An 18,348-nucleotide genomic window follows, 5' to 3' on the forward strand; every position below is an offset into this window, starting at 1 on the left:
GAGGAATGTCATTCATGTCATCCCTGTCACTCGCGAACAACAAGAACCGCACGGCGACCTGGGCGCTCATCGGCGCGGCGGCGCTGATCTTGAGCGCGGCCATGGGCGTGCGTCAGACCTTCGGCCTTTTCATCGGACCGTTTTCGTTCGACCGCGGCTTGCCCGTCACGCTGATCGCCTTCGCCATCGCACTGCACAATCTCGTCTGGGGATTCGCGCAGCCGTTCGCGGGCGCCGCCGCCGACCGTTACGGCGCGGCGCCCGTTGTCGCGACCGGCGCGGCGACGTTTGCGGCCGGACTCGCGCTCGCCGCCGCCGCGACGTCCGGCTGGATGCTCGTGCTCGGCCTCGGCCTGCTGGTGGGCATCGGCATCAGTTGCACGAGCTTCGGCGTGGTGCTCGCAACCGTCGGGCGCGTTGCGTCGCCGCAAACGCGCAGTGTCGCGATGGGACTCGCAAGCGCAGGCGGCTCGCTCGGACAAGTGCTGATGGTGCCGTTCGCGCAGGAGTTGCGCGTGCATGCGGGCGTGGCTGCGTCGCTCTACGGTCTCGCGTTCGTGCTGCTGCTCGCCGCGCCGCTCGGCATCGTGCTGGATCGGGCGAGCCGCCAACGCACGCACGCGCCCGCAGACGGCACGCACGAGGAGCACGCGCAACCGGCTTCGATGCCGCTGCGCGAGACGCTCGCCTACGCCACGCGGCATCGCGGCTATCGGCTGCTGACGCTCGGCTTCTTCACGTGCGGATTTCAGCTCGCGTTCATCGCGACGCATCTGCCCGGCTATCTGATGCTGTGCCACATGCCGGTCGGGCTCGGCGCCACGGCGCTTGCGCTGATCGGCTTGTTCAACATGATCGGCAGTTGGGGATGCGGCTGGCTCGGCGGACGTCTGCGGCAACATCATGTGCTCGCGTGGCTCTATCTGATTCGCGGCGGCGCGATCGCGCTCTTCGTGCTGCTGCCGACGACGACCGTCTCCGTCGTCGCTTTCGCCGCCGTGATGGGACTGACGTGGCTCGGCACCGTGCCGCTCACGAACGGGCTCATCGCGAAAGTCTTCGGCACGCGCCATCTCGGCACGCTGTTCGGCGTGGTGTTTCTCAGTCACCAGCTGGGATCGTTTCTGGGCGCGTGGCTCGGCGGCTATGTGTTCGACACGACCGGTTCCTACTCGCTGATCTGGGGCGCCACGGCCATCGCGGGGCTGGTGGCCGCGCTGCTGCACTTTCCGATCGACGACCGGCCCGTCACCGAAGCATCGCTCGTCAGCGCGTGAGGCCGGGAGAACGCTTCATCAAACGCTTCATCAGCCAGCCTCGCAGATTCACCGCGTCCTGAACATGCGCCTGCGCACCCGGCGCACCGAGAATGACGAAGACCGTCTGACGCCCATGCACCGGCGCGATCACGATCAGGCAATGTCCCGCCTCGTTGGTGAAGCCCGTCTTTTGCAAACCGACCTGCCATGACGCGCGATACACCAGCGGATCGGTGTTGCGATACATCAACGGGCCGTCGCCGCCGAGCACGAGTTTGTGATGCGAGGTTGCGTAGTCGCGGATGGCCGGATAGCGATACGCCGCGCGCGCGAGCCGCGTGAGATCGCGCGCCGTCGAAACGTTGTGCGGCGAGAGCCCGGTCGGATCGACGAAATGGCTGCGCTGCATGTGCAGACGCTTCGCGGTGCGGTTCATCGCGCGCACGAAGCCCGCGCGGCCGCCCGGATAATCGCGGCTCAACGCGAACGCCGCGCGATTCTCCGACGACATCAGCGCGATATGCAGCATCGTCCGGCGCAACAGCAGCGAGCCGACGGGCAGCCGTGAACGCGACCATTTCAGGCGATCGACATCGGCGTCGGTGATGCGCGCCGGTCGCAGCAGCGAGCGCTTCGAGTCGAGCACGACCATCGCGGTGAGCAGCTTCGTGAGCGATGCAATCGGCACGCGCGCATCGGCGTGTTTCGCGTACAGCGTGCGTCCCGTTGCGAGATCGACGGCGAGCGCCGCGCGCGCCTGCAAGACCGGCTTGGCGATCACGCGCTTCGCATGCGCGACAAGCGGCACGAGACTCGCGAACAGAAGGATGAGGATCAGCAGATGGAATCGAAGCATGACGCGTTCAGCGACGCGTCATGCGCGATCGAACAAACGATAGCGACGGCATGGCAAAAGCAGGCTGGCGAACGAGTCCGCTACCGTAGGACGTCAGACTTAAGCGAAACTTAAAATTCAGCGCGTGCGCGCCCAGTGCGCCAGCCCCGCGCACGCAATCAACAGGCTCCCGGTCACGAAGAACACCGAGTGCAGACCGAGCATCACGCCGATCTGTCCGCCGATCACCGGGCCGATCACTTGTCCGCCGAATTGCGCGGATTGCAGATAGCCGAGCATTTGTCCGCTGCTGCTTTCATCGACGGCCGTGCGCGCGAGCTTCGCGATCGACGGCAACAAACCCGCGAGCGTCATGCCCATCAGCACGCGCAGAGCGGCGAGTTGCCACCATTGATGCACGAACGCCTGCGGAATCATCGCGATGCCGGTGAGCACGAGACATCCGACAATCACGTTCCAGCTGCCGATGCGGTCGGCGAGCGCGCCCAGACGCGCCGCCGTCAGCACGCTGCCGAGCGCGGAGCACGCCATCACGACGCCCGCGATGCGCGTCACGTGATCGCCCGTCACGCCGAGACCGCCGATATACACCGTGATGATCGGCTCGATCGACATGTTCGCGAGCAGCACCATCATCGCGGTCACGAGCAGCGCGGCGACGACCACACGGTTCGTGCGATGCGCATCGTGCGACGCCGCGTGCGACGCACGCTTTTTCGCATCGCCCGGATGGAAGTCTTCCTTCACGAGCACGATGGTCAGCAACGCGGCCACCGCGATCATGCCCGCGCCCGCGAAGAACGTGCCGCGAATGCCGATCAGACCCGGCAACATGCCGCCGATCAGCGGCCCGGCGAGATTGCCCGCGAGCGCGCCCGTCGACAGAATGCCGAGCGCCCAGCCGGCCCGTTCGCGCGGCGCCTGCGTGCCGATCATCACCGTGGAGGCCGACGCGTATCCGCCGATCAATCCCGCGAGCAAACGCAGCGCGACCAGTTGCTGCACCGAATGCGCGACGCCGATCAGCGACATCACGATCGCCATGCCCACGGCGGCGCGCACGAGCATCGGCTTGCGGCCGTAGCGGTCGGCGAGGCGGCCCCAGAGCGGGGCGGTCACGGCGGTGCCGAGAAACGTCGCGCTGAACGCGACGCCCGACCATTCGATCACCGACGCCTGCGACTCGACGCCGAGCTGACGCACGTACAGCGGCAAGAACGGCAGCAGCATGCTCAGGCTGACGAGCGTCGTGAAGGAGCCGAAGACGGCGACGACGAGATTGCGCCGCCAGTACTGCGCGTTGCGTTCCGCGTATCCGGGCGGAATCGCGGGTTGAAGGATGTGGCTCATTTCGACCTCAATGCGGCGAAAAGATCGACGGCGAGTGCAATCGCGAGCGCCGCCGCGCCGATTGCAAACAACAACGGATAGTTGCCGCCGCTATTCGAAAACAGGAAAGACAGACCGTATGCCGCGAGCGCCTGCAACACGGCGAAGCTCGTCGTCGCGGTGCTCCACGCGCGCTTCTGCGCGGCCGGATGATGCGCCAGCAATTCGTTCACGCGCCCGAGCACGAGCGGCACGATGCCCGGCGTGAACGCGCCGACCACCACGCTCGACACGATCAGCAGCGCGGGATTCGATGTGATCGCCGGAATGGCGACGGCCGCGAGCTGAAGCAGATACGCGACGCGCAACGCGGGACCGAAACCGGCGCGATCGGCGAGATGGCCGCTCAACAGCGGACCGGCAATCGCGCCGAGCCCGTACAGCACCCAGTATTCGGCGCCCGCATCGACGCCCTTGCCCAGACCGCGCGCGACGAAATCGACGAGAAAGATCATGTGCGGCACGAGACCCGCCGCGTTCAGCGCGTATTCGGCGAACAGCGCGTGCAACGCGGGCGGCGTCGGCGCCTTTGCATGCGCGTGCGCGCCGGCATGTGCGGGCGCGGGCGCGTCCTGCGATGGCCATCCGTTCCACGCAACGCCAGTCAGCACGAGCGAAACGGCGGCGAGTCCGATCCATGTCTGCGTGAGCCCTTGCCGCAGCAACAGCGGCACGATCGTCCCCGATGCTGCGATGCCGAGCCCGATGCCCGTGAAGATCGCGCCGCTCGCGAATCCGCGACGCGACGGCGCGACGTGCGCAATGATCGTCGGCGCGGCGAGCACCATCAGCGCGCCGCCGGAAATGCCCGACAGAAAGCGCCAGACGAAGAACCACAGGAACGAAACCGGCAGCGCGCAGGCGACAAAGGCGAGCGTCGCGAGCAGCATCATCGCGCGCAGGATCGTCGCGGCGCGAAAGTGCCGGGCGAGCACGCCGCCCGTGAGCGCGCCGGCGAGATAGCCGCCGAGATTGGCCGCGCCGAGATAAGCCGCCGTCGATGCCGGAAACCAGTGCGCGCCGATAATCGCCGGCAACAGCGGCGTGTAGGCAAAACGCGCGAGCCCGATGCCGACCAGACTCGCGCTGGCCCCGGCGAGCACGCCGCGCCAGACCTGAAATGTCCCGCCCTCCGGTGAATCCGACACTGCGTAACGCATGCTGCCTCCGCTACTGCTCGCGGGCACGGTCTACGTGCCCTTCTCATGAAGGCAGTCTATATTCGATCGATCGGCGAGGGAATGAACGCGAATCGGAAGATAATCTTCCGCTAATCGGTTGAATCGAGTGTCAATTGCTTGAACAGACGGCGCAGGCGCGGCGTGGCGAAATCGACGAATGCGCGCACTTTCGGCACCGCAAGACGTCCGTGCGGCGTGAGCAGATGCACCGGCAGCGGCGCGTGTTCGCTGTCGGACAGGACGATTTGCAGCGTCTTGTCTTTCACTTCCTTCGCCACGTGATAGGAAAAGAGGCGCGTCAGGCCATGCCCTTCGACCGCGGACGCCACCGCCGCCTGCACCGTGTTCACAATGACGCGCGGCGCGAACTGCACGACTTGCGGAATCGCCGAGCCGCTCGACGTCGGAAAGCTCCACGAATCGAGGCCGAAATGCGTCATCGAGATGATCTGGTGATGCGCGAGATCGGCGGGCTTGCGGATCGGCGGATGCTTCGCCAGATAACGCGGCGACGCGGCCACGACACGCCGCACATCGCCGACGGGAATCGCGACCAGCGTCGAGTCCGACAGATGCGCGATGCGCAACGCAATGTCGATGCCTTCGTCGATCAGGCTCACGGGCCGGTCGAGCAGTTGCAGGCGCACCGATACGCCGGGAAAACGCCCGATGAAATCGTCGAGCATGGGCCGTAACAGATCTTCTCCGGCGGCGACAGGCGCGGTGATCGTCAGGAGGCCGCGCGGCGCGGAACGCTCATGCGCGATCAGGAGATCGGCTTCTTCGAGGTCGGTCAGAATGCGTCGGCAGGCGGCCGCGTAACGCTCGCCCGCCTCCGACAGTTTGATGGTGCGCGTCGTGCGATGAAGCAGCGCCGTGCCGGTATGCGCTTCGAGAAACGCGATAGCCCGGCTCACGGCGGCGGGCGAGCGGCCGAGCCGCCGCCCCGCGCCCGCCAGACTGCCTTCGTCCAGCGTGGCGATGAACACTTTCATCGCGTCGATTCGGTCCATGTCCGCCCGTAGAGTGGCTTGTGTCGCTTGGTGTCGCTTGTTCGATGGATCGACAAGTCTACCGCGAGCGTCATCGGCGAATCGGGCGCAATGCGTCAGACCACCGCGATCGTCACGTCGATATTGTTCTTCAGCGCCTTCGAGTACGGGCAGGTGTTGTGCGCCGTCTGCGCGATTTCCTCCGCCACCTCGCGCTCGATGCCCGGCAGGCTCACGTTCAGGCGCGCGCGCAGCAGATAGGCTTCGCCGCTCGTGCCGAGATCCACTTCCGCATCGACGGCGGTTTCGGCGGGCAGACGCACTTTGAGCTTCGCGGCGGCCTTGCCCATCGCGCCGATGAAACACGCGGACCAGCCGGCCGCGAGCATTTGCTCGGGGTTGGTTCCGGGGCCCGTCGATCCGGGCGGCGAGAGCTTCACGTCGAGACGGCCATCGGAGCTTTGCGCGAAACCTTCGCGGCCGCCGACGACGCGGGTTTTGCCGGTGTACAGAACGGTATCGATTTGCGTGGTCATGGTGAAATCCTTGTGGAATCGTGAAAGTGGAAACGCTTAGTGATGCGCGAACAGACGGGCGACGTCACCGGTCGACGCGCCGCGCGCGCCCGACTGCGAGAACGAATCTCCCATGCCGCCGTATGCCTGCTCCTGAGCCTTTGAAGCCCCGCTCTCGTTGGCAATGGTCTGCGCGCTCACGCCGCGCTGCGATGCGGGCGCACCGGCGAGCGGGTCGTAATGCGGCGCGGGACCGTAGCCGCTGCTGGCGAACGCGGAACCGGCGGCGACTGCGCTAACGGCGATAACTGCGGCGGTGACAATTTTCTTGAACATGATGACTCTCTCTTCAGTGAATTCGATGAATGCCTGGCCTGAATTGGCAGGCTGATCAGCTGCCGCGGAACAGGTTGTTCAACGCGGCGATCTCACCGTCGCGTTGCGCCTGCGCCAGTTCGCGTTTGACTTCGGCGCGCGTCTTGCCCATGTATGCGTGACTGGCGGTGACTTGCTGCGTTTGCGGGGTCATCGGTTCGTTCGTCACGGCTGCGTGAGCAACACCGGTCATGGTGCCGGCGACGAGAGCGAAAGCTGCGATCGTGGATTTCATGGCGTTTCTCCTTCGATGGATGAATCAGTCGGTTGTCTGTGTTACGGCACGTGGGCTGGGCGGATGTCCGTGTTGCGTTTTCATCGCCAGCCGTCGTTGGGTGTATTTGAAGGTCCGCAGGTATCCGGGATGTGTCGGCGAAGCGGCTTCTATGCAATGTTTTGTATCGCGTACGCGGCAGATACATTGCGATACGAAAGCCCGCTTCGCCCCTTCACGGCTGCGCGAGCAATGCCGCGATCGCCGCTTCGGTCCGCGCGTAATCGCCCTCGCCTACGTGCGTGTAGGCCACGCGCCCTTGCTTGTCGATGAGATAAAACGCCGGCCAATACTGGTTGCGATACGCGGCCCAGGTCGCATAGCGGTTGTCCTGTGCGACGGGATACGTGATACCGAAGCGTTCGATGGCGCGCTGCACGTTGCCGGTGTCGTGCTCGAACGGAAACTCGGGCGTATGCACGCCGACCACGACAAGCCCGCGCTCCCCATACTTGCGATGCCACGCGTTCACGGCCGGCAGCGTGTTGACGCAGTTGCCGCACGCGAAGGTCCAGAAATCGACCAGCACGACCTTGCCGCGCAGTTGTGCGAGCGTGAGCGGCGGGCTGTTGAGCCATGTGTCGATGCCGGCGAATTCCGGTGCGATCCGGGCGTCGGGGCCGGCGGGCGCGGCGGCCTGCGCGGGCGCGACGGCGGCACAGGCCGCGAGTCCGGCGCACGGGGCCATGCCTTTGATTGCGGGGAGCATGACGAAGTCCTTTGAAATGCGGTAAAAATCGGGGCGTTCGATGAGCATCGAAACATCCCGGCAGGCCGACGTTCGTATCGGCATGACCGCATTGGACTGCGCGCGCGTATCGCGCTTGTGTCGCGGCGACGCGCGTTGCGCAATGTTATGTATCGCCCGGCATGCGGGATACACTGCGATACAAAACACCCGCCGAGACGCGCTATAACACAGACATCGCGCAATCGGCGGGAGCTTCGAATGAAACGCATGCTGGCAATGCTCGCCTTTCTCGTAGGCGGGATCGCAACCGAAATGGCCCATCCGGTTCAATGTCTCTTGATCAGTCCGAGCCGGATGCAACTCAAGCGTCAAAGACCACGGTCCATCGATGGAAACCACTGACCACGTATTGATCGTCGACGACGATCGCGGCATTCGCGAACTGCTCGCGACTTACCTCGAAAAGAACGGCATGCGCGTATCGCTCGCGGCGAACGGCCGGCAGATGCGCGCGGTGCTCGATCAGGGCGCGCCCGATCTCGTCGTGCTCGATCTGATGCTGCCCGGCGAAGACGGCCTCGTGCTGTGCCGCGAGTTGCGCTCGGGCAAATTCCGCGACGTGCCCGTGCTGATGCTCACTGCGCGCAACGAGGAAGCCGACCGCATTCTCGGCCTCGAAATGGGCGCCGACGACTATCTGCCGAAGCCGTTCGCCGTGCGCGAACTGCTGGCGCGCATCCGCTCGGTCCTGCGCCGCACGCGCATGCTGCCGCCCGGAATGGAAGTGACGGAATCCGCGCAGATGCTCGGCTTCGGCGACTGGCGGCTGGACACGACCGCGCGCCATCTGCTCGACGCCGAAGGCACCATGGTCGCGCTCTCGGGCGCGGAGTATCGGCTGTTGCGCGTGTTCCTCGATCATCCGCAGCGCGTGCTCACGCGCGATCAACTGCTGAATCTGACGCAGGGCCGCCAGGCCGACGCGTTCGACCGCTCGATCGACCTGCTCGTCTCGCGCCTGCGCCAGCGTCTGCGCGACACGGCGCGCGAACCGCGCTACATCAAGACGCTGCGCAGCGAGGGCTATGTGTTTTCCGCCGAAGTCAAACCGCTCGAGTCGTCTTCATGAGCACGCTTGCCACATCTTCCCTGTTGCACTGGCCGCGCACGCTGTTCGCGCGGCTCGCGCTGATTCTCGTCGTCGGACTGGCGCTGGCGCAGACCTGTTCGTTCCTGCTGACCATGCGGGAGCGCGACGAGTCGATGACCAACGTGATGGTCGGCTATGTCGAGCGCGAAGTCGCGAGTTCGGTCGCGCTGCTCGACCATCTGCCGCCGAACGAGCGCGCGGAGTGGCTGCCCCGGCTCGCGCGGCGCAGCTACGAATTCATCCTCGGGCCGGGCATCACCGACCCGAGCGGCACGCCGCCCGATGCGGCGCTGGCGGAGCGCTTCGCCCGCTCGATCGGCGACGGCATCGGCAAGCGTTATCCGCTGACGATCAACGGCGTACTCGGCGACAAGGATCGCTTTCAGGCGCATCTGCGTCTGTCGGATGGCTCGCCGCTCACCATCGACATGCGTCCGATGTCCGGCACGCCGCTTTCGGGCTGGCTGCCGCTGGTGCTGGTGCTGCAACTGATCGTGCTGGGCGGATGCTGCTGGCTCGCGGTGCGCGTCGCGACGGGTCCGCTCAAGCAGCTCGCCCGCGCCGCCGATACGCTCGGCCCCGATCTCAAGGGCAAACGTCTGCCGGAATCCGGGCCGGAAGAAGTCGCGCACGCGGCGAAGGCGTTCAACGCGATGCAGGACCGCGTCGCGATGTACATGACCCAGCGCATGCAGATTCTCGCGGCCATCACGCACGACCTGCAGACGCCGATCACGCGCATGCGCCTGCGCGTCGACGTGATGGACGACGATTCCACCGGCGCCAAGCTCCAGCAGGATCTGAAGGAAATGGAATCGCTCGTGAAGGAAGGCGTGACCTACGCGCGCACCTTGCACGGCACGAACGAGGCGCCGCGCCGCATCGATGCGGACGCGCTGTTCGAAAGCATCGTCGACGATTATCTGGACGCGGGGCAGACCGTGACGCTCTCCGGACGCATCGGCGGCGCGCTGATGGCGCCTCCGCAGGCGCTGAAACGCGTGCTGGGCAATCTCGTCGACAACGCGATCAAGTATTCCGGCGCGGCGGAAATCGAAATCGCGTCGCGGAATGACGGCCGCGCCGTGATTTCCGTGCTGGATCGCGGGCCGGGCATTCCGGATGAATCGCTCGAAGCGGTGTTCGAGCCGTTCGTCCGACTCGAAGGATCGCGCAACCGGCAGACCGGCGGCACGGGGCTCGGCCTCGCCATCGCGCGGCAACTGACGCTCGCGATGGACGCGGCGCTCACGCTGCATCATCGGGAAGGCGGCGGGCTAGAAGCGCGGCTCGTGCTGAATCAGGCGAAATAGCGCATCTCCAACATAAGACGTCCTATGTCTTTCGACCTAGGCGTTAGCCCGGCTTGACGGTCGGCAGACGACTCCGCTAACGTTTGCTCCAACACTCACGCGCCGGGCAGACGCCGGAGTCGTCATGCGGTTTCGATACGCCGAAGTCATACGACATCGTTTCTGTCTTCGACCGTCTCCGGCACGCTGACGCACACTTCCCCGCGCGCGCCATCGCGCCGTGCGCACAGTCACATGAAAGCCGGACGAACCGGACCAGGAGACGCCCCATGAAGCAGCCGAAGTTCAAAGCAATGTCGCATTCGCCGACCCGCCGCACGTTCGTCAAATTCGCCGGTTTGTCGGCGAGCGCCCCGCTCTTCGGCGCGCTCGGCACGCTGGGAACGCTCGCCGGCTGCGGCGGACACGACGATTCCAATCCGGCGTCCGGCTCCACGCCGCCGCCCGTGCAAGACCCGATCTGGGGCACGTCCGGCGCGGCGACGCAAATCGTGAACGCGCTGCAAAGCGTGTCGAAGTCGATGTTCCCGGACCGCCAGTTCTCCGTCACCGACTACGGCGCGAAGCCCTGCGCGGTCGTCGCGGCGACGAATCCGTACACCGATCCGGTGAAATCGCCGCTGTCGACCGGCGCGAACCAGACGAATGCGCCCGGCTCGTTCGACTCGCGCCCGGCCATCCTCGCGGCAATCTCGGCGTGCAATGCGGCGGGCGGCGGACACGTCATCGTGCCGTCGGGAACGTGGTACTGCGCGGGCCCGATCGTGCTGCTGTCGAACGTGGACTTCCATCTGAGCGCGAATTGCACGATCTACTTCAGCCCGAATCCCGCCGACTACGCGAAGGACGGTCCGGTCGATTGCGGCGCGAACGGCAAGCTCTTCTACAGCCGCTGGCAGGCCAACGACTGCCTCAACTACGGCCCGCCGATCTACGCGCGCAATCAGAAGAACATCGCGCTGACGGGCGAAGGCGACACATCCGTGCTGAACGGCCAGGCGATGACGCCCTTCGCCGGCAGCGGCAACACGGCCACTTGCTGGTGGACGTGGAAGGGCAATAGCGGCGTCTACGGCTGCGTGAATTCATCGACGCCGTCGCAGGCATCGAACAATGCGAACAACGTCGATCTGAAGACCGCCGCGCCCGGCATCTCCGCCGATCTCTACGCCAAGCTCACCGATCCCGCCACGCCCTGGCAGCAGGACCAGAACTATCTGCCCGCGTTGTCGGAAGCGGGTGTCGCGATCGAGAAGCGCATCTTCGGTATCGGCCACTATTTGCGGCCGTGCATGGTGGAGTTCATCGGCTGCACGAACGTGCTGATGGAAACCTATCGCACCAACAACACGCCGTTCTGGCAGCATCATCCGACCGATTGCCAGAACGTTGTGATGCGCGGCGTGACCGTGGACAGCATCGGCCCGAATAACGACGGCTTCGACCCCGACGCATGCGACATGGTCCTGTGCGAGAACGTGACGTTCAACACCGGCGACGACTGCATCGCGATCAAGTCCGGCAAGGATCTCGACACGCAATACGGCCCGGCGCAGAACCACGTCATCCAGAATTGCACGATGAACAGCGGCCACGGCGGCATCACGCTCGGCAGCGAAATGGGCGGCGGCGTGCAGAAAATCTACGCGCGCAATTTGCAGATGCTCAACGAGTTCTGGGCGACGAATTCGCTGAATATCGCGATCCGCATCAAGACGAACATGAATCGCGGCGGCTTCGTGAAAGACTTCTACGTGGACAACGTGACGCTGCCGAACGGCGTAAGCCTGACGCCCTCGGGCTACGGCAGCAGCCTGCTCGCGGGCAGCCCGATCAACGCGACGGTGCCGCTCGGCGTGGCAACGCCGACAGCAGCGAATCCGTCGGCGGCGCAGGGTGGCATCGTCACGTTCGATTGCGACTATCAGCCGTCGAAGGACGCGATTCGCACGCGTCCGGCGCTCGTGCAGAACGTCAACATCTCGAACCTGAAGGCCAGCAACGTGACGCTCAACGGCGTGACGGCCTCGTGCTTTCAGGCGATCGTCGCGCAAGGTCCGGTTGCGTTCGACTACAACGGCGCCGCGCCCACGCCCGCGATTCCCGCGATCGCCGGCGTCACCATCACCAACTGCGATTTCGGCACGCCCGTCGCCGCCGGTCCCGCAACCGCGGCGACGCCCGGACCAATCTACGCGTACAACGTGCACGACATCGTGCTCAGCAACACGCAGATCGCCGGTGTGACGATGAACTCGACGGTCAGCGATCCGCGTTGATCAGCGGCCCGTCAGCCGCCGTGCAACGAGCATCGGCAAGCGTAATACGAAGCCGAGAAAGAGGCGCGCGTGCATCCACGTCAGCAGCGCATTGTCGCGGCCATAGCGGAAATGCGACACGCCGCCCTCTTCCGGCGTGAAGTAACGCACGGGCGCGTCGAGGTTGATCGGCCGCACGCCGCGCCAGCACAGCCGCACGACCGCTTCCGGATCGAAGTCGAAGCGGCGCATCCAGGTTTGCGTGCGCATCAGCGCGGCGAGCGGCGCGATCGGATAGACGCGAAAGCCGTACAGCGAATCGCCGATGCCCATCCACAGCGTTTCGAGATTCGCCCAGGCGTTCGAGATGCGCCGCCCCTGCACGCGCAATTGCGGCGCGCTCGCGTCGAATTTGGGGCGGCCGAGGATCATCGCGCCGGGCGCGGACATCGACGTTTCCATGAACGTGCCGATGAGCGCGGCGGGATGCTGGCCGTCCGAGTCCATCGTGAGCGCGTGCGTGAAGCCGAGCCGCGCGGCTTCGTCGAGGCCCGCGAGAATCGCCGCGCCCTTGCCGCGATTCTCCGGCAGCACGATCACGCGCAGGCCCGCGTCGGCTTCCGCCATTTTCAAGAGACGTTCGGCGCTGCCGTCCGTGCTGCCATCGACCACGACCCACACCGGATTCCACTGCTCGCGCGCGCCGCGCACGGTTTCGTCGACTTTTTCGCCCGGATCGAAACTTGGAATGAGGACGAGATGCGTGGACGATGCGCGATTCGAAGGCATTGAGAAAGACAGAAAGCGGAAGAGATGCGACGAATTTTAACGGCTGACGGCGGCGACGCTTTCAGTCGCGCGGCCGATGCGACTCCAGCTCGCCCGCATAGAAGCGCTGCAACTCGGCGATGAACGCCTGCAACGCGGTGTGATCGCGTCCCGGCGGCGCGAAGCGGCGGCCGAGCGTCACGCGATAGGTGATCGGCAGCGCGGGCTTGCGGAAAATTTGCCAGCCTTTGCCGAGAAAGCCCGAATCCGTCTCGATGATGAGCGTCTGCACCGGCGCCTGCGCGCGCGCCGCGATCAGCGCGATGCCGCCCTTCAGCGGATTCACGGACGCATTCTCGGTGCGCGTGCCTTCGGGAAACAGCAGCAGCGGACTGCCGCGCTGCAACTCGGCGACGGCGGCGCGAATCAGCCCGACAGACGTGTCGTTGACGATATACCCCGCGAGCAGCGCGCCCGGCCCGAGGAACACGTTGCCGGCGACATCGCCCTTCATCACGCAGCAGGTGCCGGGCACGCGCGACGCGATCAGCAGCGCATCGAGCAGGCACGGATGATTCGGCGCGAGGATCATCGCGGGCTGGCCGGCGAGCGCATCGAGTCCGGAAAGATCGAAGCGGCACGCGCCGAGCGCGCGCAATAGCGCGAAATACATGTGCCACACGCGCTGCACGACGCCGCGCCCGACGCGCCGCCCAGAATCGGCGGACAGCACGCGCCGCAAGAGCCACGCGAACGGACACCACGCGAGACACACGAGCGCGAGCACGACGAGCGAGAAATAGAACGCCACGCATTGCCACGCGGATTCGAGCGCGCCGCCCGCCGACAATTTGTCGCCCGCGCCGCCGATCTTGCGATGCGCGTCACTCATCGCTCGCCACCATTTTCGACGACTGCCCGAACACCCACGCCACCGCCACGCCGCCCGAGAGCACGCTTTTCTGACGCACGAGCGGGCTGTCGGCGAAATGCGCGCCCGCGAGATTCGCATAGCGCACGAACGCGCCGACCCAGTAGCGGCTGAAGCGGCGCGACATCGACACGAGGCTCTGCGCGCCCGCATAGCCGCCGCTCGCCTGGAACGCGGGGCGGCCGGGCGTCGCGTATTGCGGCGCGACCGTGTAGTAGTGGTCGCTGTACTTGCCGTCGGCGAACATCGGGCCGGCCAGCATGCCGACGCGCAAACCCGACACGCCCGCGACATCGACGAGATCGAGATTGACGTTCGGCGTGAACTGCCAGCCGACCGTCTTCGGCGACGATTCCAGCGTGATGCCGAGCCGCACCGGCATGCGCAGGTCGACCAGCATGTCGCGCGAAGCCGAACGCCACAAATGCACTTCCACCGAAGGACCGATTTCGATCGTCGGCTTGAGATCGGGCATGCCGGCGCGCGCGTTGTCGTCGCGGCTGCTGACGGGCAGCGAACCAAGCAGACTGATGTTGAAGTTCACGCGATCGGTGTCGAGCAACTGGCCGCGCACGCCGTCGCGATCGGCGCGAAAAAACTTGCCCCGGTAGACGATGTACGGAAACGGAAAAACCCACGCGCGCGTCTGATCCGAGCCCGGATAGTGCGGAAACGCGGCGACGCCCATGCCGACGCCCGCTTCCCACAGCGGTTTGGACGGCGGCGGCACTTCGTCTGCGCACGCCGCGCCGCTCAGAGCGAGCAGCATCAGGGGCGCCATGCGCGGCACGCGAAACACAGGCATCGTCATCAATTGGCCGGCAACTCCGTGCGTTCGGCTTCGCTCAGATTGCGACGGCGCAAGCGATACGCGCGCAGCGAATTGCGCCAGTCGAGCGTCGCCGCGATGTAGTACACGCCCTTGAACGCGCGCAGCGAATGCCAGATCGGCGTCTTGCCGAAGATGTCGCCCGCCAGCAGCGACAACAGCGCTTCCTTCATGCGCAGCGGATTGCGCGGGCCCATGAAGAGATTGCGCATGGTGGGCGACGTCATGCGGTAGATGAACCACGAGAACTCGCGCGGACCGTGCCGCACATCGCGGTCGAACTTCGCGAGCGCGGCGGCGGCACGCGCGGGATCGGCGAGCGCCGTGTCGATGGCATCGGCGCCCATGAACGCGCTCTGCATCGCGAGCATCACGCCGGAGGAGAACACCGGATCGATGAACGCGAATGCGTCGCCGAGCAGCAAAAAATTGCGCCCGTGCGTCATGTCGCCGGTGTAGGAGTAGTTGCCGGTCGCGTGGACCTCGCTCATCAGTTCGGCGTCTTTCAGGCGCTCGGCAAGCGGCCCGCACAACGCGATGGTCTCGCGGAAGAACGCTTCGACCGACGTGCCCTTCGGACGCCGCTTCAGATACGCCGGCCACACGACCGCGCCGACGCTCGTCGCGCCGTCCGCGAGCGGAATGAACCAGAACCAGCCGTGCTCGAACCAGAACACGGTGATGTTGCCTTCGTTCTCGCCCGCGTTGCGCCGCGCGTCGCGAAAGTGGCCGTACAGCGCCGACGAATTGTGGCGGTCGTTGCGCCGCTTGGTCTTGAAATGATTCGCGAGCAGCGTGTCGCGCCCCGAAGCATCGACGACAAAGCGCGCCCGCACTTCCTCGATGCGGCCATCGTCGTGTTCGGCGCTGATCGTGGCGCTTGCGCCATCCGCCGCGAAAGCGACATCGCGTGCGCGGCAGCCTTCGCTGACCTGCGCGCCGTGCTTCGCGGCGTTGCGCAGCAGGATTTCGTCGAGTTCGGAGCGGCGCACCTGATACGCGCTCGGCATCGACTTGTCCCAGGCATCGGCGAACAGGAAGCGCTGCATGCGGTTGCCGTGCTGCGGCGAGATGAATTCCGCCGCGAGCTTGACCATGCCGATGGCGCGCACTTCGTCGGCGACACCAAGTTTCTCGAACAGCCGCAAGTTGGCTGGCAACAGCGATTCGCCGATATGAAAGCGCGGATGCCGTGCCTTTTCCAGCACGCGCACGCGATAACCGCGATCCGCGAGCAGCGTGGCCGCGGTCGATCCGGCGGGACCGCCGCCGATCACCGCCACGTCCCAGGTTTGCGCGTTGTCCTGCATCGATACTCCTCCGGATGGCCTGCGCAGCTCGTTAGCCGATACCGCCGTTGATGGACAAGACCTGTCCGGTGACATAGGCGGCCGCATCCGACACCAGATACGCGACCATGCCCGCGACTTCCTCCGCCGTTCCCGCCCGCTGCGCCGGCACCAGTTGCTTGATGCGCTCGGGCGGAAAGGCCTGGCCAAGCATCGGCGAGTCGATCACGCCGGGCGCCACGGCGTTCACCGTGATGCCGCGCGAGGCCAGTTCCTGCGCAAGCGCACGCGTCGCGCCAATCAGCCCGGCCTTCGCGGCCGCATAGTTGACCTGCCCGCGATTGCCCATCAGCCCCGACACCGACGACATATTGACGATACGGCCCCAGCGCGTGCGGATCATCGGCATGAGCAGCGGCTGCGTCACGTTGAAAAAACCGTCGAGCGTGACGTCGATGACGCGCCGCCATTGCTGGCGCGTCATGCCGGCCATCGGCGCGTCGTCGTGGATGCCGGCGTTGTTCACGAGAATCTGCACCGGACCGTCCGCCAGAATGCGCGCGAGCGCGGTTTCGGTGGCGTCGGGATCGGTTACGTCGAAGGCGATTGCATGCGCCGTACCGCCCGCCGCGCGAATTGCTTGCACACAGCTTTCAGCGCGTTCGATGCCGCCATTCGCGTGAATCCAGACTTCGTGCCCGGCCGCAGCCAACGTCCGGCTTACCGCCTGTCCAATGGCGCCGCTGCCGCCGGTTACGAGCGCGCGCATGGCCTGGCTTCCGTCATCGATTGCACTCCGCTGGTTGGTTTCCGCTGTCGCCACGCACGCGCGTACGCGTCATCCAGTCTCGATGCGGCGGATTTCACTCGCGTGACGGCGGCTGCGCGCATCTGAGACCGCGCCGCGCCCTATTTCGTGCGATGCGCGGCAACATGCGCCGCGAGCGCGCCCAAGGACGCGAAGATTTTCTGGTTGTCCGGATTGTCCGAGCGCAGCTCGAACCCGTATTTCTTCGAGATCAGCAGCGCGATCTCCAGGATGTCGATGGAATCGAGCCCGAACCCTTCTTCATACAAGCGCGTGTCCGCCGAGACGGCTTGGGGATCGACATCCTCCAGATTCAATTCGGCGACGATCAGCTCGGCGAGCTCTCTTTCCAGTTCATTCATCGTTTGGTCAGACCAGCGCAAAAACACGCGGCGAGGGCCGCTCGGAAGATGTGCGCCCCGCGTTCTCCGCACGCTGCCGGCAGCCTGTTATCGAGATAATTGCAGTGGCGAAATTCTAGACGAACCCCCTTGGGACGCCTAGTAGGAAAGGTAACCGTCCGTATGGCGTGTCCCGGCCCGATTTTATTGAGAAAAATCAGTGATCTCGCGGCGGGGCCGGGCGGCGGCGGGCGTAGGGTAAAATCGGCCCGTCTGACGAATGTAAGAGCCGCAAACAATCGGTTACAGACCGGGCTCGCACCCTCGCGAGAAAATAAACGTCAGGCGGGCGACTGCCGAATTTTTGTTCAACGACCGAGCGTTTCGTAAGACGCCGCAGCCGCAATCCATGTCCCGTACTTTTTTCCTGAAGCGTTGCTCGCACACGGCGGAGGTCCGCCAATGAGCGCCGCACGCCGGTTGCGCGCGGCGGGCGCGGTCGCGGCGATCGTCGCGTATCAGTGCGCCGCGCATCACGCCGCGTCCACTCCGGGTGCGCACGGCCTCGGGCTTGCGCTCGTCATCGTGCCGCTGCTGCTGATCGCGCTGAACGCCGCCGCGCGCTCGAACGCGCGCGTGTGGCTGCTGCCGCTCTGGGCGTGTGCCTGCGCGGCCTTGTGGTTCGGGCGCGCGCCGCTCACCGCGCATTTCGGCTGGGGCCTCTGGCTGGAGCACGCGGGCTTCAATCTCGCGCTCGCGTGGATGTTCGGCCGCACGCTCGCCGCCGGCCGCGAGCCGCTCTGTACGCAATTCGCCGCGATGGTCCACGGCAAGCTCGAAGCGCGCGTCGTGCGCTACACGCGGCGCGTGACGCTCGCATGGACGATGTTCTTCGTCGCCACCGCGCTGGTGTCGACGCTGCTGTTCGCGTTTGCGTCGATCGTCACGTGGTCCACGTTCGCCAACTATCTTGCGTTGCCGCTCGTCGGGCTGATGTTCGTCGTCGAGTACGCGTGCCGCCGGATCGCGCTGCCGGACATGGAGCAGTCGAGCCCGCTCGACGCGATCCGCGCCTACACCCGTTCGATGCAAATGCGCCGAAGCGGCGCGCAGTGATTCCGCCCAATTA

Annotated in this window: 19 protein-coding genes; 5 read left to right on the top strand and 14 right to left on the bottom strand. The window is 65.7% G+C overall.

The genetic code is table 11. The annotated features are described in order from the left end of the window. Positions 1–5: 5 nt before the first annotated feature. Positions 6–1,277 carry an MFS transporter gene (locus BRPE64_RS28055; protein ID WP_016348363.1) on the top strand — a complete coding sequence of 424 codons (1,272 nt, stop codon included), beginning with the start codon at positions 6–8 and terminating at the stop codon, positions 1,275–1,277. Here the strand turns inward: BRPE64_RS28055 and BRPE64_RS28060 are convergent. The 8 genes from BRPE64_RS28060 to BRPE64_RS28095 form a co-directional block, all read right to left on the bottom strand. Beyond that, the gene (locus tag BRPE64_RS28060; RefSeq protein ID WP_016348364.1) at positions 1,267–2,115 is read right to left on the bottom strand and encodes a serine hydrolase family protein; all 849 of its coding nucleotides are present in this window, start codon (positions 2,113–2,115) and stop codon (positions 1,267–1,269) included. The genes BRPE64_RS28055 and BRPE64_RS28060 overlap by 11 nt on opposite strands. A gap of 117 nt (positions 2,116–2,232) precedes the next feature. Beyond that, positions 2,233–3,465 carry an MFS transporter gene (locus tag BRPE64_RS28065; protein WP_016348365.1) on the bottom strand — a complete coding sequence of 411 codons (1,233 nt, stop codon included), beginning with the start codon at positions 3,463–3,465 and terminating at the stop codon, positions 2,233–2,235. Further along, positions 3,462–4,664, bottom strand: a complete 1,203-nt coding sequence (locus BRPE64_RS28070) for a YbfB/YjiJ family MFS transporter (RefSeq protein WP_016348366.1) — start codon at positions 4,662–4,664, stop codon at positions 3,462–3,464. The genes BRPE64_RS28065 and BRPE64_RS28070 overlap by 4 nt, the downstream gene beginning before the upstream one ends. A 110-nt stretch (positions 4,665–4,774) precedes the next feature. Next, on the bottom strand, positions 4,775–5,698 hold the full coding sequence (locus tag BRPE64_RS28075) for a LysR family transcriptional regulator (protein ID WP_016348367.1): 924 nt from the start codon (positions 5,696–5,698) through the stop codon (positions 4,775–4,777). 95 nt (positions 5,699–5,793) lie between these two features. Beyond that, the gene (locus BRPE64_RS28080; protein WP_016348368.1) at positions 5,794–6,213 is read right to left on the bottom strand and encodes an organic hydroperoxide resistance protein; all 420 of its coding nucleotides are present in this window, start codon (positions 6,211–6,213) and stop codon (positions 5,794–5,796) included. A 36-nt stretch (positions 6,214–6,249) separates the two neighbouring features. Beyond that, positions 6,250–6,528 carry a hypothetical protein gene (locus BRPE64_RS28085; RefSeq protein WP_016348369.1) on the bottom strand — a complete coding sequence of 93 codons (279 nt, stop codon included), beginning with the start codon at positions 6,526–6,528 and terminating at the stop codon, positions 6,250–6,252. A 55-nt stretch (positions 6,529–6,583) separates the two neighbouring features. Next, positions 6,584–6,802: a DUF4148 domain-containing protein gene (locus BRPE64_RS28090; RefSeq protein WP_044043475.1), complete on the bottom strand. Its 219-nt coding sequence runs from the start codon at positions 6,800–6,802 to the stop codon at positions 6,584–6,586. Between the two features lie 214 nt (positions 6,803–7,016). Continuing rightward, complete coding sequence (locus BRPE64_RS28095) at positions 7,017–7,550, bottom strand: thioredoxin family protein (RefSeq protein WP_044043807.1); 534 nt, start codon at positions 7,548–7,550, stop codon at positions 7,017–7,019. A 370-nt stretch (positions 7,551–7,920) separates the two neighbouring features. Between BRPE64_RS28095 and BRPE64_RS28100 the strand changes: the two genes are divergently transcribed. From BRPE64_RS28100 to BRPE64_RS28110, 3 genes are all read left to right on the top strand, one after another. After that, entirely contained in the window at positions 7,921–8,661 is a 741-nt protein-coding gene (locus BRPE64_RS28100; protein WP_016348372.1) for a response regulator, read from the top strand. Then, the gene (locus BRPE64_RS28105; RefSeq protein WP_016348373.1) at positions 8,658–9,995 is read left to right on the top strand and encodes a sensor histidine kinase; all 1,338 of its coding nucleotides are present in this window, start codon (positions 8,658–8,660) and stop codon (positions 9,993–9,995) included. The genes BRPE64_RS28100 and BRPE64_RS28105 overlap by 4 nt, the downstream gene beginning before the upstream one ends. A 269-nt stretch (positions 9,996–10,264) precedes the next feature. After that, positions 10,265–12,274: a glycoside hydrolase family 28 protein gene (locus BRPE64_RS28110; protein WP_016348374.1), complete on the top strand. Its 2,010-nt coding sequence runs from the start codon at positions 10,265–10,267 to the stop codon at positions 12,272–12,274. Here the strand turns inward: BRPE64_RS28110 and BRPE64_RS28115 are convergent, their stop codons facing one another. The 6 genes from BRPE64_RS28115 to BRPE64_RS28140 all read right to left on the bottom strand — a co-directional run bounded on the left by BRPE64_RS28115 (position 12,275) and on the right by BRPE64_RS28140 (position 17,240). After that, positions 12,275–13,042 carry a glycosyltransferase family 2 protein gene (locus BRPE64_RS28115; RefSeq protein WP_016348375.1) on the bottom strand — a complete coding sequence of 256 codons (768 nt, stop codon included), beginning with the start codon at positions 13,040–13,042 and terminating at the stop codon, positions 12,275–12,277. A gap of 61 nt (positions 13,043–13,103) precedes the next feature. Then, a complete protein-coding gene (locus BRPE64_RS28120) occupies positions 13,104–13,913 on the bottom strand; it encodes a lysophospholipid acyltransferase family protein (protein ID WP_016348376.1) in 810 nt (269 codons plus the stop codon). Next, the gene (locus BRPE64_RS28125) at positions 13,906–14,721 is read right to left on the bottom strand and encodes a MipA/OmpV family protein (RefSeq protein ID WP_232519310.1); all 816 of its coding nucleotides are present in this window, start codon (positions 14,719–14,721) and stop codon (positions 13,906–13,908) included. The genes BRPE64_RS28120 and BRPE64_RS28125 overlap by 8 nt, the downstream gene beginning before the upstream one ends. A gap of 41 nt (positions 14,722–14,762) precedes the next feature. After that, positions 14,763–16,091, bottom strand: a complete 1,329-nt coding sequence (locus BRPE64_RS28130) for an NAD(P)/FAD-dependent oxidoreductase (protein ID WP_016348378.1) — start codon at positions 16,089–16,091, stop codon at positions 14,763–14,765. A 31-nt stretch (positions 16,092–16,122) separates the two neighbouring features. Next, on the bottom strand, positions 16,123–16,839 hold the full coding sequence (fabG, locus tag BRPE64_RS28135) for a 3-oxoacyl-ACP reductase FabG (RefSeq protein WP_016348379.1): 717 nt from the start codon (positions 16,837–16,839) through the stop codon (positions 16,123–16,125). A 140-nt stretch (positions 16,840–16,979) separates the two neighbouring features. After that, positions 16,980–17,240 (bottom strand): phosphopantetheine-binding protein, encoded by a 261-nt coding sequence (locus BRPE64_RS28140; RefSeq protein WP_016348380.1) that lies wholly within the window; start codon positions 17,238–17,240, stop codon positions 16,980–16,982. A 441-nt stretch (positions 17,241–17,681) separates the two neighbouring features. On the opposite strand from BRPE64_RS28140, the gene BRPE64_RS28145 reads away from it, so the two are divergent. Then, the gene (locus tag BRPE64_RS28145; protein WP_016348382.1) at positions 17,682–18,335 is read left to right on the top strand and encodes a COG4648 family protein; all 654 of its coding nucleotides are present in this window, start codon (positions 17,682–17,684) and stop codon (positions 18,333–18,335) included. Positions 18,336–18,348 lie beyond the last annotated feature (13 nt).

Source organism: Caballeronia insecticola (assembly GCF_000402035.1).
Taxonomy (GTDB): Bacteria; Pseudomonadota; Gammaproteobacteria; order Burkholderiales; family Burkholderiaceae; genus Caballeronia; species Caballeronia insecticola.

Bases quoted from the DNA above. Each gene is read 5' to 3' on its own strand.
- BRPE64_RS28055 (WP_016348363.1), top strand. From the start codon at position 6: ATGTCATTCATGTCATCCCTGTCACTCGCGAACAACAAGAACCGCACG.
- BRPE64_RS28060 (WP_016348364.1), bottom strand. From the start codon at position 2,115: ATGCTTCGATTCCATCTGCTGATCCTCATCCTTCTGTTCGCGAGTCTC.
- BRPE64_RS28065 (WP_016348365.1), bottom strand. From the start codon at position 3,465: ATGAGCCACATCCTTCAACCCGCGATTCCGCCCGGATACGCGGAACGC.
- BRPE64_RS28070 (WP_016348366.1), bottom strand. From the start codon at position 4,664: ATGCGTTACGCAGTGTCGGATTCACCGGAGGGCGGGACATTTCAGGTC.
- BRPE64_RS28075 (WP_016348367.1), bottom strand. From the start codon at position 5,698: ATGGACCGAATCGACGCGATGAAAGTGTTCATCGCCACGCTGGACGAA.
- BRPE64_RS28080 (WP_016348368.1), bottom strand. From the start codon at position 6,213: ATGACCACGCAAATCGATACCGTTCTGTACACCGGCAAAACCCGCGTC.
- BRPE64_RS28085 (WP_016348369.1), bottom strand. From the start codon at position 6,528: ATGTTCAAGAAAATTGTCACCGCCGCAGTTATCGCCGTTAGCGCAGTC.
- BRPE64_RS28090 (WP_044043475.1), bottom strand. From the start codon at position 6,802: ATGAAATCCACGATCGCAGCTTTCGCTCTCGTCGCCGGCACCATGACC.
- BRPE64_RS28095 (WP_044043807.1), bottom strand. From the start codon at position 7,550: ATGCTCCCCGCAATCAAAGGCATGGCCCCGTGCGCCGGACTCGCGGCC.
- BRPE64_RS28100 (WP_016348372.1), top strand. From the start codon at position 7,921: ATGGAAACCACTGACCACGTATTGATCGTCGACGACGATCGCGGCATT.
- BRPE64_RS28105 (WP_016348373.1), top strand. From the start codon at position 8,658: ATGAGCACGCTTGCCACATCTTCCCTGTTGCACTGGCCGCGCACGCTG.
- BRPE64_RS28110 (WP_016348374.1), top strand. From the start codon at position 10,265: ATGAAGCAGCCGAAGTTCAAAGCAATGTCGCATTCGCCGACCCGCCGC.
- BRPE64_RS28115 (WP_016348375.1), bottom strand. From the start codon at position 13,042: ATGCCTTCGAATCGCGCATCGTCCACGCATCTCGTCCTCATTCCAAGT.
- BRPE64_RS28120 (WP_016348376.1), bottom strand. From the start codon at position 13,913: ATGAGTGACGCGCATCGCAAGATCGGCGGCGCGGGCGACAAATTGTCG.
- BRPE64_RS28125 (WP_232519310.1), bottom strand. From the start codon at position 14,721: ATGCTGCTCGCTCTGAGCGGCGCGGCGTGCGCAGACGAAGTGCCGCCG.
- BRPE64_RS28130 (WP_016348378.1), bottom strand. From the start codon at position 16,091: ATGCAGGACAACGCGCAAACCTGGGACGTGGCGGTGATCGGCGGCGGT.
- fabG (WP_016348379.1), bottom strand. From the start codon at position 16,839: ATGCGCGCGCTCGTAACCGGCGGCAGCGGCGCCATTGGACAGGCGGTA.
- BRPE64_RS28140 (WP_016348380.1), bottom strand. From the start codon at position 17,240: ATGAATGAACTGGAAAGAGAGCTCGCCGAGCTGATCGTCGCCGAATTG.
- BRPE64_RS28145 (WP_016348382.1), top strand. From the start codon at position 17,682: ATGAGCGCCGCACGCCGGTTGCGCGCGGCGGGCGCGGTCGCGGCGATC.